This is a genomic window from Sinosporangium siamense (genome assembly GCF_016863435.1).
Taxonomy (GTDB): Bacteria; Actinomycetota; Actinomycetes; order Streptosporangiales; family Streptosporangiaceae; genus Sinosporangium; species Sinosporangium siamense.
In genome coordinates, this window is sequence record NZ_BOOW01000020.1 from 77,555 (window position 1) to 94,865 (window position 17,311).

The following is a 17,311-nucleotide window of genomic DNA, read 5'->3' on the forward strand; positions in this document are numbered from 1 at the left end:
CTCGGCGGGGATCTTCGCGCCCGGAGGCGGGCGGGCAGGGGGTGTCAGCCGGCCTTGGGCGGGTCCTGGGGCTGCGCGTGCTGCAGTTGGACGCAGCATTCACCGGAGCGCGGGGCGAGGATCGCTTGAACGGCCGTCGCCTGCAGTCCTTGCAGATATCCGGCGAGGAAGGCGTGGTTCATGCCGCAAACGAGGTCGGGGGCCCGGGCGGCGAGGGGATGAAAGGGACAGTTGCGCAACCGTAACCGGTCAGGGGCTTCCCGTGCAGGTTCGAAACCGTGCTGGTCGAGCATGTGTTCGCACAAGGTCAGGCCCCGTTCGGCGCCGAGCCGGCCCGGGCGCAGACGTGCGCGATCCTGCCCGCCGAGTTCGCGGCCGTGCTGCCCGGCGGTGCGCATGGCGGCGGTCGCGGCGGTCTCGTTGTCGCCTTCGGTCAAGACGGCTTGGAGGAGGAGGCCTGCCAGCAGTTCATGGCGGCGGTCGGGGATGCTGACCTGGATGGCGCCGCCGGCCGGCTCGTAGACCTTGGGTTGCCGACCGACTTTACGCAGTCCGGTGGGGGACGCGTACCGGGCGCGGAGCAGGCCGGCGTCGACCAGCTTGTCCAGATGGAACGCCGCGAGCTTTCGGGAAATGCCGGCGTCGGCGGCTGCCTCCTCGCGCGTGACGGGCCGGCGGGCACGGCGGACGAAGGCGAAGATCTGCCGCCGGGTGCCTTCACCGAGCACGCCGAGGGAGTCGAGTGCGGCGTCCGCCGGAGATGCCTCCCGGCTCATGTCATTGGTCATATCTTCACGATAACGCCAGTATGCATTGCCTGAAGATGGGGGACGGCTTGCCTATCGGCCTTGCTTGACCATCATCCGCAATAAGACCAAAATCGATTGGCGAAAAGGAGGTGGTTGTGATGATCCAGCCGCACCAGGCCAAGCAGCCGGTCAGCGCCGCGTTCGCCGGCCCGTACGGGCACCCGTTCCACCCCATGCTGGTCACGATCCCGATCGGCGCCTGGGTGGCCGGCCTGGTCTTCGACATCGCCTCACAATTCGCTGCAGATCCGCGCTTCCTGTCCGAGGGGGCGATGTGGCTGATCGCGATCGGCGTGATCGGCGCCCTGGGCGCGGCGATGGCCGGGTTCCTGGACCTGTTCGCCATCCCCGGGGGCACGCGCGCGTTCCGGCTGGCGCTGACCCACATGACGCTGAACCTGCTGGTGATCGCCGCCTACCTCGGCAATTTCCTGTGGCGGCACTCCGAGACCGTCACCGGCGGTGTCCCCGCCGGGCCGCTGGCACTCAATGTGGCCGCCTTCCTGACCTTGGCCGTGTCGGGATGGCTGGGCGGCAGGCTCTCCTTCCGCTACGGCGTCCGCGTGGCAGACGAGGCGACCCAGGCCGAAGGGTTCGTGTCCGCCGGCCGCACCAACTGACACATCGGCTGCCGCACGGTCCTTGTGCGGCCACCAACTATCTGGAGTTCTCATGAACATCGCCGCACTGATCACCTGGATAATCACCGCTCTCGGCGGCTTCTACATGCTCGGCACCTGGCTCGCACGCGGTGGCGCCCGCGGTGGCAGCCACCTACCGGTCCCGGTGATCTTCGGCCATTTCGCGCTTGCCGCCACCGGCCTGATCATCTGGATCATCTACCTCATCATCGACATGAACGTGCTGGCCTGGATCGCCCTCGGCCTACTGGTGCTTGTCGCCGTGCTCGGGTTCGTCATGCTCAGCCGGTGGATCCCGGTATATCGATCCCGCACCGCCGCTCTGGCGGCGGGCGAGCTCACCACCCCCGCCGAGCGGCACTTCCCGGTCGCCGTCGTAGCCGGACACGGGCTGTTCGCCGTCGCGACCGTGATCCTGGTCCTGCTCTCCGCCCTGGACATCGGCGGCAGCTGACATGACTCGGCGTTCCACCGCCGGCTCCACGCCGAGCAAACCTGTATGACCTCGCGTGGAGTTAAGGCCACGGGAACGACCACCTTCACCTCCCCCCTCCTCGGCGCCCGCTAAGGTAGCGAGTTCTGCGCCCTGACCGGCCTGCCCGGATGACCGGCGCGCCCCAGCACAGCTCGAAGGACCACCGTCGTGGAAATCTGGATCAACCCCGCGTGCAGCAAATGCGCTTCCGCGCTCTCGCTGCTGGACGACGCGGGCGCCACCTACACCGTGCGGCGCTACCTGGAAGAACCGCCGTCCGCGGAGGACATCGAAGACGTACTGCAACGCCTCGGCATGCAGCCCTGGCACATCGCCCGCCTCACCGAACCCGCGGCGGCCGAGCTGGGCCTCACCGCGTGGCCGCGTGACGAGAGCCACCGCCGGCAGTGGATCGCGGCGCTGGCCGCCCACCCGATCCTGATCCAACGGCCCATCATCACCGCGGACGACGGCACGGCGGTGATCGGCCGTTCACCCGACTCCGTAAGATCCCTCCTGCCGTAACGGCGCCCTGTCAGCTCGCGTGCAGCGCCAGGGCCCACCGGGAGGGCCCCTCCCCCAATGCCGAGCAGCAGGTTGCCGAAGGCACCCTCCACGGCGCCTTGGCCTGGAGCCCGGACGAGGGGTCGCTGACGTTGACATTGTGCGGGGTCTGAGTCCGCAGCGTAGGTCAAAGCCACCAGACGCTGTCCGGATCTCCGAGGCCCCTCATCGGGCGGCATACTAGTGGCTCCAGTGGTCAGATTGGCCAACCAGCTGGTCGACCCGGGTTCGTGCTTTCGGGAGGCGCCATGATCGACCCCAGTGTTGTTCAGCGACGCGACTCACAGGCCAGCCGGATCGCCCGCATCCTGGTGGACCGCGTCAAGGACGGCAGTTATCCCATCGGGCAGAAGATCCCTAGTGAACGGCAGCTCGCCACCGAGTTCGGTGTCTCTCGTCCGGTGATTCGGGAGGCGCTCTCCACGGTCGGCGCGATGGACATCTTGGATATCCAGATGGGTCGCGGCGCTTATGTCATCGCTGCGCCGGCCGACCCCATCGCCAGCGGCGGCCTCAAGCTCCAGGACGTGGTCAACGTGCGTGAGATCCTCGAGGTGGGGGCAATCCAGCTCACGCTGAAGAAGGAAGCGCCCGCTTTGGAGGGTGTGCGTGCGGCCGCGGAGCGTTTGCAGCAGGCAGCGCGCGATCGAGAAGACACCGTCGAGCCCGATCGCGCCCTGCACGCCGCGATCGTGCAAGCGTCTGGCAGCAGTCTGCTCGCGTCCATCTGGCAGAGCATCGACCAGCAGGTTGTGGAGACCATCCGGATATCGCCACACGGGCGGACCATGAGTCAGGACATCCTCGACCTGCATCAGCGGCTGGCGGACGCGATCATCAACGACGACCTGGACACGGCCGTCAACACGTCGCGGTTGCTCTACGAGGACAACCGGCAGTTTCTGCGAGAGCTGCTCCAGTAGCAGTCACCGGGATAGGGAACCGGCGGAGTCAAGGACGAGACACCGCGCGAGACCTGGCAGGCCATCCTCCTAGGGGCCCTGGAACACCGCCGGCCCCCGGCACCGCACGTTCGCCGGAAGTCGTCGGAGCCCGGCAGACGCTGGACGCGCTCGCCACTCACACCCGTTGAAGCTCAGGGAATGTATACCTGGAAGTAGAAGCCCGGCATCCAAGGGCCACCCCCGCGGAACCAGTAACAGGGGACGAGCCCGTTGTAGTAACCGGTCGCCGCAGCGTCCTCGTAGGCGAGATCGCAGGCGGCCAGGGTCGGGTAGGGGCCTTGCAGATACCAGTCCGGTGCCGGCCAGCCTCCGCTGGCCCCGGCCGCGCTGATCTGGGTGGAGGCGACGGCGGGTGCGGCACCAGCCAGGACACTGGCGCCCAGCGCCACGGCGAGTAAAGCGGAGTGTAATCTGCGGATTTTCATGGGGGGCTCCTCATGTCAGGGAAGGGCACCTTCAGATAAGCACCGACTACCGGTCTTGAAAAGCCCCAACTCTGGCCGGGGCATTGAGGATGACGATTTTAGGACCCCAGTAGTAATGAAGAAATTTCCCACGAAGTTGCCCCTGACCTGCAGGAGAGCCGGGCTCTATGACCGAGGTTTCGGTTCGCTTATGGTATGGGCCGGGGGCTTGAGTAACCGAACGGCCAGCCATTAAGGCGCCTGGCGGGCTCGTCTTATCGTGACTGGCCGTTCTGGCGTCGGCGGTGTCGACGACAAGTGAAAACTGGGTCTGGCACGAACTCCAGAAGGTGGCACCGGGTCGGACACTGCAAATGCGTCGCTCCGAGCTCGACCGGCACCTGATCGAACTTCTCCACCCAGGTTGGCATGAGGTTGCAGGAGCGCTGAATCGCGGTCGGCCCAGTTCCGGATAGACCTTGAGAGACCTGCTACCCGGTCAAGTTCCTGCGATCCGTCACGTCCCCCAGCGGAGACGAGGTCATCGGCTCCTGGGGGTGAAGGTGACCGGAAGGGCCCGGGGGCCGCGGAACGTCGGGGCGTAGCCCCAGACGACCTCGCCGCTCGGGATGTCCAGGGTCAGGTCAGGCAGGCGGCCGAACAACGTGGTGATCGCGATCTCCGTCTCCAGCTTCACCAGATGGCTGCCCAGGCAGGTGTGCGCGCCGTGGCCGAACGCCAGGTGCGGGCGGGCATCACGGGTGAGGTCCAGGGCGCCGGGGTCGGGGAACCGGTTCGGGTCGCGGTTCGCCGCCGCCAGCGACAGCAGCACCACGTCGCCTTCTCCCACGCGGGCGTCCGCGATCGTCATGTCCTCGCCCGCATACCGGTACTCCGCCACGTGCGACGGCGAGTCCAGGCGCAGCAGCTCGTTGATCGCCTGGGACCAGTCGATGTCGCCGCCGAGCAGGGCAGCTCGCCGGCCGGGGTGGTCGAGCAAGCGCAGGATGGTCGTACCGAGGAACTGGATCGTGGTGATGTGACCGGCGCCGATCAACGTCATGACCATCACCTCCAGCTCGTCCTCGGTCAGCGCGCCCGACTCGATCAACCGCGTCGGCAGGTCGTCCCCCGGGTGCGATCGTTTGTAGGCCACCAGCTTCCGGACGTAAGCCAGCACCTCGGCCAGCTTCGCCTCGTCACGCGGCTGCTGGAACTTCGCGCGATACCACATGTCCAGCACGTCGGCGGCGGGCGCGCGTTCGGCTTCCGGGACGCCGAGCAGGTCGTGCATGACGGCGACCGGGATCTCCCGGGTGTACTCGGCGACAAGGTCAGCGCGCCCCCGCCCGGCGAACGACTCGACGGCGTGCGCGCAGGTCCGGGCGATGCGATCGCGCAGGCGGGACACTGCGGCGGGGGTGAACGCCGCGGCGACGAGCCGGCGCAGCCTGGCGTGTCCGGGATCGTTTAGATTGGACAGACCGGGCGGGTGCGGGTCGGGGTTGACCGGGGCGCCGCTGCCCAGGCGGCGGTCCGCCAGGCAGGCGCGGACGTCGTCGTACCGGGTCACCAGCCACATCCGGCCCGGGACGTGCGGGCCGCCGACGGGGCAGACCGGGTCGTGCTCGCGCAACCAGGCGTAGCCCGGGTACGGGTCGGCGGTCACGACGGCCGACCGGCGATCAGCAGCTTCTCCAGCGGGGACGCGGCGAGCGGCACGACCCGCGTCTCGGTGAGCCCGGCCTCGCCCAGCCACGCCGCGAGGTCGGCGTAGCGGTGCATGCCGCCGCCTTGGCCCTGCCACAGGGTCAGGTCGAACATGCCGAGGAACCCGGCGGCGGCCGGGCCCAGCCCGGCCGGTGGTTCCCGGTCATGGTCGAGGATGGCGATGCTTCCCGTGGGGGACAACGATTTCGCCGCGCGCTGGAGCAGCTCGCGGCATTCCTCGGGGCGGTGGCCGTGCAGGACGTTGAACAGCAGCACCAGGTCGTGCCCGGAACCCAGGTCGTCGGTGAGGTAGTCGCCTGCCCGCGCCGTCACCCGGTCCGGCGGGGCGTCTTCGCGGAGGGCCGTGATCGTCTCGGGCAGGTCGAAGACGGTGGCCCTCAGGTCGGGGCGACGGCGGCACAGTTCGACGGTGTGGTCGCCGTGGCCACCCCCGATGTCCAGGACGGTCGCCGCGGGAGGCAGTGCGGCGGCGATGTCGTCGGCCAGGTCCGCGGCGGCACCGGCGAACATCCGGCGCAGGCGGGCCGCGGTGGCGGGGCGCTCGTGCAGCCAGGGGTAGAAGCCGCGGCGGGGCGTGCCGGTGCGGATGGTGTCCTCGATGTCGGCCCAGTACTCGAACAGGACCTCGTGCCAGAACAGTTCGGCGTCCCCCGGGCCGGGCGTCGCGGCGGTCGTGACCCCGTCCTCGTCGTGCCGCAGGTAGCCGAAGGTCACCAGGACGTTCACCAGGCTGCGCACCCCGGCCGGATCACCGCCGATCGTGGTGGCCAGCTTCTCGACGGACAGCGGGCCGGCTTCCAGCGCGGTGAACACCCCGAGCCGGACGCCGGCGATCATGGCCCGGTACCCGGCCGCGCCGAGCCGGTCCAGTACCGGAGCCGGGACACCAAAGGATCCTTCGGGCAATGGCATGATCATCCACTTCCGGAAAACGCGCCGGCACCGGTGAGGAAGTCCAGGTGCCTGCGCAGCATTCGCTCGTTGGCCGGGGGGAACCCCACCCCCACCTCGGCCGCGGCGGCCCAGGTGCGGGAGCAGTCGAACCGCGGGTGCGGGCGGGGGCGTTCGGGCAGGGAGAAGGCGAGCGGGGCGAAAGGCCCGGCCGGGTCGGCGAGCATCCGCTCCCGCCATCGGTGGTACGGCACCACCTCGGTCGGGTGACCGGCCGAGGTGAGGGCGGCGGCGAGGGCGGCACGGGTGAGGCCGCCGTCGCCGTGGTAGTGGTGGTCCCGGCAGAGGTGGTCCGGGGCCTGTGAGAGCGCGACGATTGCCGCGGCCACCGTGTCCACGGGCACCATGTCCAGCACCTCGGCGGTGTCCGGGACGGCGCCCGCGGCGACGCATCCGGTGAGCCATCGGCTGAACGCGGAGCGCGTGTCGGCGGCGCCGGTGGCGGTGTCGCCGACGATGGCCGCGATGCGGTGGATCGAGACGGGCAGGCCGTGGCCGCGGGCGGCTACGGCCATGGCGTCGGCCACCCATTTGCTGAGGTCGTAGCCGCTGGTGAGGCCGCTCGGGTCGGTGGGAGCGTCGGCCTCGGTGACGACGCGGCCGTCGTAGGCGTCACCGAGGAAAACGCCGAGGGTGGAGATCAGGTGCAGCGGGGCGCCGCTGTCGCCGGCCAGGCGCAGGATCGCGGCGGTGGCGTCGACGTGGGCGGGTTTGAGGGCATGGTAGGGCGCGGCGAAATGCGGCACGGCGGCGTTGTGGTAGATCGCGTCCACGGTCGTGAGGGTGTCGTGATCCTCTGTGGACAGACCGAGGCCGGGCGCGGACAGGTCGCCGGGGACCGGGATCACGCGGTCGGTGACCGGCAGCCGATCGATCGAGCTCTGGCGGACGAGGCAGTGGATCCGGGCGTCGGTCCGGGCCAGGAGCTGGTCGAGCAGGTGGCGGCCGAGGAAGCCGGTGGCGCCAGTGAGCAGGATCCGGCGCGGCGTGCCGGCCGGGGGGACGCCGGGTGGGTGGACGGTGCGGAGACGGATTTCGGGTGGGGGGACAGCGTCGGCGCGCAATCGGTCGATCGTGGGCAGGTCCGCCGAGGCACCGTCATCGATGGCTGCCGCGAACGCCGCCACGGTGGGGGCGGTGAATAGTGTGCGCATCGGCACCGTGACGCCGAGGCGGTCGCGGACGGCGGCGAGGACGTGGGCGGCGATGAGCGAGTGCCCGCCGATGGCGAAGAAATCCGCAGTGCGGTCCACGTCGGACTGGTCGAGAACGGTGGCCCAGATGGCGGCGACGGCTCGCTCGGTGGCGGTCCGAGGCGGATCCGCCGGGGCGGAGGGGTTGGTGGGGGGTTCGGGGAGGGCGGTGTTGTCGACCTTACCGGTGCTTGTGGTGGGAAGGGCGTCGAGGACGACCACGGTGTCCGGCACGAGATGCGCGGGCAGGCGGTCGGCGCAGAAGGCGCGCAGGCCGGAAACATCCGGGACGGCGACCCGCGGGCCGGGGGTGGCCGGATCGGATGCGTTCCGGGTGGGTGTGGTCGAGGTCGGGGCGCCGACGTAGCCGATGAGGCGGTCGCCCCTGGCCACCACCACGGCCTCCGCGACGGCCGGGTGCGCGGCGAGCACGGCCGCCACCTCCCCCGGCTCCACCCGGTTGCCGCGGATCTTGACCTGGTCGTCGGCCCGGCCGACGAACTCGAGCGTGCCGTGCGGGTTCAGCCTCGCGAGGTCGCCGGTCCGGTACATGCGGGCGCCGGGGTGGGCGCCGTACGGGTCGGCGAGGAATGCCGCGGCGGTCGCGGCCGGGTTTCCCCGATACCCCCGGGCGGGCGCCGTCCCTCCGATGTAGACCTCACCGACCACGCCGACGGGCACTCGGCGCAGAGCCCGGTCGAGGAGGTGGACGCGGACGTTCGGCAGCGGGCGGCCGATCGGCAGCCGGGTGGGGTGCTCGCGGCCGTCGACGGTGCGATGGCTGGTCGCGCAGACGGTGGCTTCCGTCGGGCCGTAGTGGTTGTAGAGGGGAATGCCGTGCTTCGCCCACGCGCGGACGGTCGCCGCCGGGACGATGTCGCCCCCGATCATCATGATCTCCAACGGGAGGCGTTCCCCGGCGAGATCAGCCACCCAGCGCTGCCAGAGGGGAGCCGCCGTGTCCACCGCGGTCAGCCGGTGCTCGACGCAGAGCTTGAGGAGGTCCGGTCCGGTGAGGCCGCCCGGGTCGGGGTGGACGACCAGGGTGGCCCCGGCCGCGAGGACTGGGAAGATGTCGCCGAACGCGGCGTCGAAGTACGGGGGCGGGACCATGAGGAGGCGGTGCGCGGCGGTGAGGCCGTGTTCGGCGATGAACGCGGTGGTGAGGTTGAGGAGAGTGTCGTGCTGTACTTCGACGCCCTTGGGTTCGCCGGTGGAGCCGGAGGTGTGGACAACGTAGGCGAGCTGGGACGGGTGGATGGACGTGGGTTGGTGGTGGCCGGTGGAGGGGATGGCGTCGCGGGTCAGGACGGTCCTCGCACCGCTGGCGGCGATCAGGGCGTGTTGGCGGGAGGGCGGCTGGGCGGGGTCGATGGGGACGAAGCATCCGCCCGCCTTGAGCACGCCGAGGATCGCGATGATCGCGTCGGCGCTGGACGGGATGGTGATCGCGACCGGGTCCTCGCTCCGGATGCCGGCCTCGCGCAGGTGGCGGGCGACGGCTGAGGATCTGCGGTCCAGGTCGCGATAGGTGAGGGGAGCGGCGGCGAGGTCGAGGACGGCGGTGGCGTCAGGGGTCCGGGCGGTGTGGGCCGCGATCAGGTCGACAACGGTCGTGGCGGCCGGTCGGGTGTGGACGGCCGGGCCGGTGGACGGCGTGTCCGGTCCACCGGGGAAGGCCGGATCGGACCGGGTGTCGAGGGCGGTGTGGACGGCGCTGTCGGCCGGGGACAACAGGTCCAGGTGGGACAGGGGAAGGCCGGGGTGGCGGGCCACGGCCTCCATGACCGCCAGCACCTGGTCGGCGATCCTGGTGATCGTGTCCGCCTCGTACCGGTCGGTGCGGTAGTCGATGAGGGCGGGCCAGTCGCCCTCGCGTTCCCTGATGTGGAGGGTGAGGTCGAAACGGCTGGTGGCGCGGTCGATCGGCAGCGGGGTGGTGGTCAGGCCGGTGAAGGTGACGGGGGCCGTCTCGCGGTTGAGGACCAGCATCGTCCGGAACAGGGGGTGGTCCTCCCGTGGGGTGGGGACCGTGGTGAGGATGTCGGTCAGGGAGATGTCGGCGTGGTCCATCGCGTCGGCCACCACCCCGGTGGCGTCGGCGAGCAGGTCGCGGGGGGTGGCTCGACGGTTCGTGCGGAGCCGGAGCGGGAGGGTGGTGACGAACATGCCGATCACGTCGTCCCACCCGGCCGGGCGGGTGCTGACCGGGGCGCCGACGACGAGGTCGTCACCACCGTCCCGGGTGGAGGAGACGATTGCGAAGACGGCGAGGAGACCGGCGAAGGTGGTGGCCCGTTCGCCCCGGCACCAGGTGGCGAAGCGGTGGGCGAGCCCGGCCGGGACGGTGAACCGGTGGGTGGCACCGGGGACAGCGCCCGCGCGGCGGGGGTGACCCGGGCCGGATTCCGGGTGCGGCGATCCGCCCGACGTGGGGGTTGGGGCCGTGCCGTACGGGTGGTCCGGCGAGGGTCCGGAGGCAGGCGGGGCGTCGCGGAGTGTTTCAGCCCAGAATTCGGTGGTTTCTTGCCGTGGACCCACGGCTGCCGGCGTGGGGATCGGTAGTCCAGGTGCGCTGGTCTCCGCGCTGAGCGCGGCCCTCGGCCCCTGGACATCCGTGGCGCCGGACAGGGGCGAGGAGATCGGATCCACGGTGGTCAGGGTCGTCAGCAGGATCGACATCGATGTGTCGTCGCAGATGACGTGGTGAGCGGTGATCGTCAGGAGATGGGTCTTGGGGGCGGTTCTGATCAGGTGGGCTCGCACCAACGGGCGCCGGGTCAGGTCGAAGGGGTGGTCGGCGTCCCGGGCGGCCAGGCGTTCGGCCTCTGGCCACGGGTCCGCGTGAGCGCTCAGGTCGGTGGTGCGCCAGGCCCTCGCCGGCAACTCGTCCGTGTAAGGCGCCGCGCTCAGCCGCGGGGTGTCGTCATGGACGACGATCGCCGATCGCAGGACGGGATGGGTGGCCAGGGTATGGGCGAACCTGGCGCGCAGGTCCGCCTCGTCCAGCGCACCCTCCAACCGGAACGCGGCGTGCACGACGTAGGCGCCGTCGTCCTGGCCCGCCTGGTGGATGATCCACAGTCCGTGCTGCGGGCCGGACAGCCGTCCTAATGGAGCGGGCACCGGCCCCGGGACGTCCGGGATCTCCGGATTATCGGGATTGCCGTGTCCCGCATCGATCGCGGCGGCCAGGGCGGCGACGGTGGGGTTGGCGAACAGGGTTCTGGTCGTCACCTCCACGCCAACCGACGCCCGGATCCTGGCGACGGCCTTCACCGCCGCCAGGGAATGGCCGCCGGACAGGAAGAAATCGTCGTCGCGGCTTACCGGGCGAGCCAGCAGGCGCGCGAAGATCTCCGCGATCGTGGTCTCCAGACCCGGGTGGGGATCAGGGGCGGCGACGTCCTCCGCCAGTGGGGGCAGAGCGCGTACGTTCAGCTTTCCGGAGCTGGTCAGCGGGAACGCGTCCACGGACACCATCGCCGACGGCACCAGGTAGGCGGGAAGGACACGGCTCAGCCGCTCCCGCACCCTCGGCCAGCGGGGCCGCCCGGCGGCCGGGATCACGTAGGCCACCAGGCGGTCACCGTCACCGGTCACGCGGGCGTCGGCGACCTCCGGGTCCGCCCGCAGCGCCGCCTCCACCTCGGCCGGTTCCACCCGGTGACCACGCACCTTGAGCTGCGCGTCCACCCGCCCGACGAACTCCACGACACCGCCCGGCCGACGGCGCGCCAGGTCGCCGGTCGCGTACATGCGCGCGCCGGGGACCGGCGAGAACGGGTCGGCGACGAACCTCGTCGCCGTCCGGCCGGGCGCGCCGAGATAGCCGCGCGCCAGCGGGAAACCACCCAGGTACACCTCGCCGACCACGTCGTCGTCAACCGGTCGCAGGCCCGCGTTCAGCAGATACACGGCCACGCCGTCGAGCGGGTCGCCGATGCCGAACCGGCTGTCTTGGCGCACCCGCTCGGCGGTCGACCAGATCGTCGTCTCGGTCGGGCCGTACGCGTTCCACAGCTCGGCCCCGCCCAGCGACGCGGCCAGCTCCGGCGTCAGCACCTCCCCGATCGACACCCGGACCCGCACGCACTCCGGCACGCCCCCGGCCGCCACCAGCACCGCCCACACCGACGGGGTGACCTGGACGACCGTGACCGCCTCGGCCGTCAGACGCCGCGCCAGCGCGGGACCGTCCACCACGATCTCCGGCGGTACCGGCACCACCCGGGCGCCCACCGTCAGCGGCCCCACCAGTTCCCACACCGAGATGTCGAACGCCGGGGAGATAACGGCCGCCACCACGTCCCCGGCGTCCAGCCCCACCAAGGCCGTCGACCGGGCCAGCATCCCGGCCACCGCGCGGTGCGGCACGCCCACCGCCTTCGGGCGGCCGGTCGACCCGGACGTGTGGAACACGTATGCCAGTGACTCGGGTGCGATTCCGGGATCGACGCGCTCGAACTCCTCCGGCAGGTCCGGGATCTCGGTCAGCACGACGCGGGCGGCCTCGGTGACGGCCCGGCGCCTCGGCTCGGGCCACAACGGTTCCACCGGCACGTACACCGCGCCCGCCCGCCAGATCCCGAGGACGGCCACCACCAGGTCCGGGCCGCGCGGCAGGTCCACCGCGACCCACGCCTCCGGCCCGGCGCCCTTCGCCCGCAGCACCGAGGCCAGCGCCGCCGAACGGCGCTCCAGCTCGGCGTAGGACAACTCACCCACCGCGCGGCCGTCCGCGCCGAACCGGATCAGCTCCAGCACGGTCGACGGCGCCGGGGCACCGGCGGGCCCGGCCATCACCGAAGACCGTGCCGTCAACGCCGACAACCGGCGATCGGGGTCGGCGCACGCACGGTCCAGCAAGGCCAGCAGCCGCCCGGCGAGACCGTCGACCGTCGCACCGTCGAACAGGTCCGTGTCGTGCTCGGTGACCACGGCCATCTCCGCGCCGCCGGACTCCACCATCACGGTGAGGTCGACGTCGGCCGTGCCCGTGTCCGGCAGCATCCGGTCGGCCCGCACGCCGGGGAGCACCACCTCGGGTGGGTCCTGCATCACGAGGTGCGCCTGGCACAGTGGCGCGTGGCTCAGGTCGCGGGAGGCGCCGACCGCCTCGACGATCCGGTCGAACGGGACCGCCGCGCTGCCTAGTCCCGCCGCGACCGCGCGGCGGACCCTGGCCACCAGCTCGCGGAACGTCGGATCACCGCCGATCCCCACCCGCAACGGCACCGGGTTCACGAACATTCCGACGACGCCGGCGAACTCCGGCCCCGGCCGCCCGGACACCAGGGTGGCGACCACTACGTCGTCCTGACCCGCCGTCGTGCCCAACGTGGCGGCGTACGCGGCCTGCAGCACGACGAACCGGGTGGCGCGCGTGGCGCGGGCGAGCGCGTCGACCCGCGCGGTGAAACCCTCGGGGACGGCGTGGCGGCGCAACTCCCCCCGGAAGGCGCGCATCCTTGGGCGTGGCCGGTCGGTGGGCAGGGTGAGCAGGTCCGGCACACCGTCCAGATCGGACACCCGTCGGGAGGGGTCGTGGTCGATAATGTCCGGCGGCGCTCCAGGATCCGGCAGTGGCCGGGCCGGGTCGGCGTACAGGACGCTGATCTCCTTGCACAGCACCGACAGTGACGTACCGTCGACGACCGCGTGATGCGTGTTGATCACCAGTACGTGGTCGGTCGGCGTGATCCGGCCCAGACGGATCCGGAACAACGGCCCGGTGCGCAGGTCGAACGGCTCCCGTGCGGCCTGCGCCGCGAACGCCTCCGCGTCCGGCACCGTCCGCACCACGACATCCGCGGCGCCCACCGGACCCACCCGTCCGACCGGCTCGCCGTCGACTTCGTCGAATGTGGTGCGCAGCACCGGGTGCCGGGCCACCACCAGATCCGCCGCACGCTGGAGCGCGTCCACCGACACGGGGCCGGCCAACCGGAACACCGCCGGGTTGTTGTGCAGGGGCGCGCCATCGGCGAACGCCTCGAGGAACCACAGTCGCCGAGCCCCGGGCGTGAGCGGGACCGTCATCGGCGCGCTCCCCGATCTCCGAACAGGCGCCGGTACGCCGCCAGATGCTCCGGGTCCGCCCGCAGGAACGGCGCGTCGGCGGCCACCATGTGCCGCACCGCCAGCAACGGCAGCGGGCTGCGCATCGGCCGGAAGTCCGCGTTCCACAGACCGGGCGCGGGCGGCGGTCCCGGGTGGAACTCACCGATCATCAGGCCCCGTTCCACAAACCCGGGCTTCAGCTCCCGCTGCGTGCGGTCGATCTCCCCGGGCGTGACGTCCGGCAGCACCACCAGGATCGCCCGGTATCTGGCCTGCGGCCCCACGCGTGGCGGCAGGTCGGGGAACCAGTCGCGGTAAGCGGTCATCACCGCCCGCAGGTCCGGCCGTCCGGGGTGTACGGCGAGGAAGAGCCCGCCCCGTTCCAGCGAGACGGCCGTGTACGGGCAAACGTCGCCGCCCCGCCCCAGATCGGGGTGCGGTCGGCACAGGTAGGACCGCGCCCACGCCAGCACCACCTCGGCGGCGGCAGGCAGGTCCGGGTGATCCGGCTCGAACAGCGCGACGTCACCCGCCGGGTGGCTCAGCATCTCCCGCTCCGCTTCCGCCACGCCGCAGCGAGCAACGCGACTCCGCCGAGCCCGGCGAGTCCACCGAGGACGCGGTCCTGGCGACGGGCCCGGGCGAGCGCGTCGCCGTACGGGAGGCTGCTGTGGCTGATCATCTCGTACAGCGTCCGCCAGCCCGGTAACAGGCGGCCGAGCGCGAAGTCGATCCGCTTGCGGGCCAGGAACACCGGTGACCGCACCCGGTCGCGCAGCTCCACGAAGTTGCGCGCGGACAACTCGGCGAGCACGTCGGTGTGCGGGCGGCGGCGGGCCTCGAACGCGGCGAGCGCGTCGCCCAAGGCATGCTCGGCGAGACACGCGTCGAGCACCGCGCAGTCCTCGAACGCGGCGTTCATCCCCTGGCCGTAGAACGGGAACACGGCGTGCGCGGCGTCGCCGATGAGGACGACACGGTCGTGCTGCCACGGCGCGGTGCGCACCGACACCAGGCTGCCCGGCTCGTGCGCGAGGAACTGCTTGACCAGGTCCGGCACCAGATCGGTCAGGTCGCCGAACTCCTCGGCCAGGAACGCCCCGGCCCGCGCCGGGTCGCGCAGCCCCGAGAACCCGGTGTCGCCGTCGAACGGCAGGAACACGGTGCCGGTCAGCGATCCGTCCGGGTTGGGGTGTGCCACCACCAGTCCCCGCCTGCTCGGCCACACATGCAACGCCTCCGGTCGGTCGACGGCCGGGATGGTGAACTCCCGGTAGCCCCAGTCCAGGTGCGTCTGGTGGAACTCGGCGCGCACCCGGCGGTGCAGGTGCGTGCGCACGGTCGAGTACGCGCCGTCCGCGCCCACGACGAGATCCGCCGAGAACGTCCGGGCCGGGGTCCGCACCTCCGTACCGGCCAGGCCGGTGACGCGGTGCCCGAACCACAGCCGCACCCGGGGAACCGATTCGGCGGCGTCGAGCAGGGCGATGTTGAGGTCGTGGCGGCGGACCGAGTGCAGCACCTCGGTGTCGTCCGCGCCGTAGGGCTGGTAGGTGACCCGTCCGCTGTGGTGGACGATCCGCCCGCGCATGGGAACCGCTTTGGCCAGGGCCTCATCGAGGAGGCCGATGTCGCGCAGCGCCGCCCGCCCGCGTTCGGACAGCCCGACGCTGATCGACGCGGCGTCCGGGCCGTTCGTGCCGCGCGGGTCGCCGCGCCGCTCCACCACGTCCACCCGGTGGCCGCGGCGGGCCAGCCGGATCGCCAGCATGGTTCCGGCCATACCCGCCCCGACGACGACGATGTTCATGTCCGGACCCTGACCGAGTCCACCGAGGCCACCGGGTCCATCGCGGACAGGACTTTGGCGAGATCGGCAGGTGTGGAGGCGTCGAACACGGTGGCCACGGACGCGTCCACGGCCAGTTCGACCCGGATCCGGCTGGCCAGCGCGGTGGCCATGAGCGAGGTGCCGCCGAGAGCGAAGAAGTCGTCGTCCGGCGCGGCCGAATCCACCGACAGCACCTCGGCGAACAACCGGGCGAGGTCGTCGGCGAGCGCGCCCGACGCCCGCGGCGCGGGCTCGGCGAACGCGGCCCGGTCCAGTTTTCCGTTGGGGGTCAACGGGAAGTGCCCGACCACCTCGATCATGTCCGGGACGAGGTGGGCCGGCAGCCGCTCGGCGAGGTGCGCGCGCAGGTCCGGCACGCTCGCCCCGCGCGGCACCACGTAACCCACCAGGTAGGCGCCGAGCGGTCCGGAGTGGGCGACGACCGCCGCCCGCGCCACCGCCGGGTGAGCGCCGAGCGCGGCCTCCACCTCGGCCGGTTCGACCCGGTGGCCGCGGATCTTCACCTGATCGTCGGCCCGGCCGAGGAACAGCAGGTCACCGTTGGGCAGCACGCGGACCAGGTCGCCGGTGCGGAACATGCGCGACCCGGGCGGACCCCACGGGTCGGCGACGAACCGCTGCGCGGTCGGCCCGGGGCGGCCCAGATAGCCGCGCGCGACCCCGGCGCCGCCGATGTACAGTTCGCCCTCGGTGGCCGGGGCGCACTTCTCGTCCAGCACCCGTAGTTCTGTGCCGGGGATCGCCGCCCCGATCGGCACCACCGGGCCGCCGGTGAGCGGCGCGCTCATGGTGGCGCACGCGGTCGTCTCGGTCGGGCCGTAGGCATTGATCATCCGGCGGCCGGCAGACCATCGGGCGACGAGGTCCGGGCCCGGCGCCTCCCCCGCGACGATCAGGCAGGCGACCGAGGGCAGCGCCATGTCCGGCTGGGTGGCGAGTGCGCTCGGTGGCATGCACACGTGGGTGACGCCGTGCTCGGCGATGAATCGGGCGAACGGTTCGCCGGGCGGAAGGCCCTCGGGCGGCGCGAGAACGAGCGTGGCCCCGGTGAGCAGCGCCATGCACAGGTCGGCGACGGCCACGTCGAAGCCGACCGACGCGTACTGCAACACCCGGGCACCCGGCCCGGCACCGAAGCGTTCCCGTTGCGCCGCGACGAGATGAGCGATCCCCGCGTGGGGAACGACCACGCCCTTGGGGTCTCCGGTCGAGCCGGAGGTGTAGATGACGTAGGCGGCGCACGCGGGATCGGGATCCGCCACCGGAGCGGCGGACACCGCCGCGGCATCCAGCGCCCGCAGCTCCCCCGGCGTCAGCACCAGGGCGGGACGGGCGTCGGCGAGCACGGCGGCCACCCGGTCCGGCGGTTGGGCGGAGTCGACCGGCAGGTACGCGGCTCCCGCGGCGAGCACGGCGACGACGGCCACCACCATGTCCGCGCCGCGCGGGATCGCGACGGCGACGATGTCGTCCGGCCCGACCCCACGGTCTCGCAGCCCGGCCGCCACCACGGAGGCGCGGGCGTCGAGCTCACCGTAGGAGAGCGTGCCGTCAGCGGCGACAACCGCGACCGACTCCGGGGCCCGGGCGACCTGGCGCCGGAACATCCCCACCATCGTCTCGGCCGGTAAGGGATTCACCCTATCTAATCGCGCGTCCACTG

The 17,311-nt window shown here is 71.7% G+C and carries 12 protein-coding genes; 4 read left to right on the plus strand and 8 right to left on the minus strand.

Annotated features, from left to right (window positions below):
• Positions 1 to 44: 44 nt before the first annotated feature.
• Complete coding sequence (locus tag Ssi02_RS15745; protein WP_204026197.1) at positions 45 to 788, minus strand: helix-turn-helix transcriptional regulator; 744 nt, start codon at positions 786 to 788, stop codon at positions 45 to 47.
• A 119-nt stretch (positions 789 to 907) separates the two neighbouring features.
• On the opposite strand from Ssi02_RS15745, the gene Ssi02_RS15750 reads away from it, so the two are divergent.
• From Ssi02_RS15750 to Ssi02_RS15765, 4 genes are all read left to right on the plus strand, one after another.
• Entirely contained in the window at positions 908 to 1,429 is a 522-nt protein-coding gene (locus tag Ssi02_RS15750; protein WP_204026198.1) for a DUF2231 domain-containing protein, read from the plus strand.
• A 52-nt stretch (positions 1,430 to 1,481) separates the two neighbouring features.
• Positions 1,482 to 1,904, plus strand: a complete 423-nt coding sequence (locus Ssi02_RS15755) for a hypothetical protein (RefSeq protein WP_204026200.1) — start codon at positions 1,482 to 1,484, stop codon at positions 1,902 to 1,904.
• A gap of 189 nt (positions 1,905 to 2,093) precedes the next feature.
• Complete coding sequence (locus tag Ssi02_RS15760) at positions 2,094 to 2,450, plus strand: ArsC/Spx/MgsR family protein (protein ID WP_204026201.1); 357 nt, start codon at positions 2,094 to 2,096, stop codon at positions 2,448 to 2,450.
• A gap of 287 nt (positions 2,451 to 2,737) precedes the next feature.
• On the plus strand, positions 2,738 to 3,412 hold the full coding sequence (locus Ssi02_RS15765) for a FadR/GntR family transcriptional regulator (RefSeq protein ID WP_204026202.1): 675 nt from the start codon (positions 2,738 to 2,740) through the stop codon (positions 3,410 to 3,412).
• A 173-nt stretch (positions 3,413 to 3,585) separates the two neighbouring features.
• Here the strand turns inward: Ssi02_RS15765 and Ssi02_RS15770 are convergent, their stop codons facing one another.
• The 7 genes from Ssi02_RS15770 to Ssi02_RS15800 form a co-directional block, all read right to left on the minus strand.
• Complete coding sequence (locus Ssi02_RS15770; protein WP_204026204.1) at positions 3,586 to 3,879, minus strand: hypothetical protein; 294 nt, start codon at positions 3,877 to 3,879, stop codon at positions 3,586 to 3,588.
• A gap of 520 nt (positions 3,880 to 4,399) precedes the next feature.
• A complete protein-coding gene (locus tag Ssi02_RS15775) occupies positions 4,400 to 5,527 on the minus strand; it encodes a cytochrome P450 family protein (RefSeq protein ID WP_204026206.1) in 1,128 nt (375 codons plus the stop codon).
• Entirely contained in the window at positions 5,524 to 6,426 is a 903-nt protein-coding gene (locus tag Ssi02_RS15780) for a methyltransferase (protein ID WP_204026208.1), read from the minus strand. Before Ssi02_RS15780 ends, Ssi02_RS15775 begins: the two co-directional genes overlap by 4 nt.
• Before the next feature lie 77 nt (positions 6,427 to 6,503).
• Positions 6,504 to 13,775 (minus strand): non-ribosomal peptide synthetase, encoded by a 7,272-nt coding sequence (locus tag Ssi02_RS15785; RefSeq protein WP_204026216.1) that lies wholly within the window; start codon positions 13,773 to 13,775, stop codon positions 6,504 to 6,506.
• Positions 13,772 to 14,344 (minus strand): DUF6875 domain-containing protein, encoded by a 573-nt coding sequence (locus Ssi02_RS15790; protein ID WP_204026218.1) that lies wholly within the window; start codon positions 14,342 to 14,344, stop codon positions 13,772 to 13,774. The genes Ssi02_RS15785 and Ssi02_RS15790 overlap by 4 nt, the downstream gene beginning before the upstream one ends.
• Complete coding sequence (locus tag Ssi02_RS15795; protein WP_204026220.1) at positions 14,338 to 15,606, minus strand: FAD-dependent oxidoreductase; 1,269 nt, start codon at positions 15,604 to 15,606, stop codon at positions 14,338 to 14,340. The genes Ssi02_RS15790 and Ssi02_RS15795 overlap by 7 nt, the downstream gene beginning before the upstream one ends.
• On the minus strand, positions 15,603 to 17,288 hold the full coding sequence (locus Ssi02_RS15800) for a non-ribosomal peptide synthetase (protein WP_204026232.1): 1,686 nt from the start codon (positions 17,286 to 17,288) through the stop codon (positions 15,603 to 15,605). The genes Ssi02_RS15795 and Ssi02_RS15800 overlap by 4 nt, the downstream gene beginning before the upstream one ends.
• Positions 17,289 to 17,311: the final 23 nt, after the last annotated feature.

Excerpts from the sequence above, each read along its gene's own strand:
- Ssi02_RS15745 (WP_204026197.1), bottom strand. The coding sequence starts at position 788 with ATGACCAATGACATGAGCCGGGAGGCATCTCCGGCGGACGCCGCACTC.
- Ssi02_RS15750 (WP_204026198.1), top strand. The coding sequence starts at position 908 with ATGATCCAGCCGCACCAGGCCAAGCAGCCGGTCAGCGCCGCGTTCGCC.
- Ssi02_RS15755 (WP_204026200.1), top strand. The coding sequence starts at position 1,482 with ATGAACATCGCCGCACTGATCACCTGGATAATCACCGCTCTCGGCGGC.
- Ssi02_RS15765 (WP_204026202.1), top strand. The coding sequence starts at position 2,738 with ATGATCGACCCCAGTGTTGTTCAGCGACGCGACTCACAGGCCAGCCGG.
- Ssi02_RS15770 (WP_204026204.1), bottom strand. The coding sequence starts at position 3,879 with ATGAAAATCCGCAGATTACACTCCGCTTTACTCGCCGTGGCGCTGGGC.
- Ssi02_RS15780 (WP_204026208.1), bottom strand. The coding sequence starts at position 6,426 with ATGATCGCCGGCGTCCGGCTCGGGGTGTTCACCGCGCTGGAAGCCGGC.
- Ssi02_RS15785 (WP_204026216.1), bottom strand. The coding sequence starts at position 13,775 with ATGACGGTCCCGCTCACGCCCGGGGCTCGGCGACTGTGGTTCCTCGAG.
- Ssi02_RS15790 (WP_204026218.1), bottom strand. The coding sequence starts at position 14,344 with ATGCTGAGCCACCCGGCGGGTGACGTCGCGCTGTTCGAGCCGGATCAC.
- Ssi02_RS15795 (WP_204026220.1), bottom strand. The coding sequence starts at position 15,606 with ATGAACATCGTCGTCGTCGGGGCGGGTATGGCCGGAACCATGCTGGCG.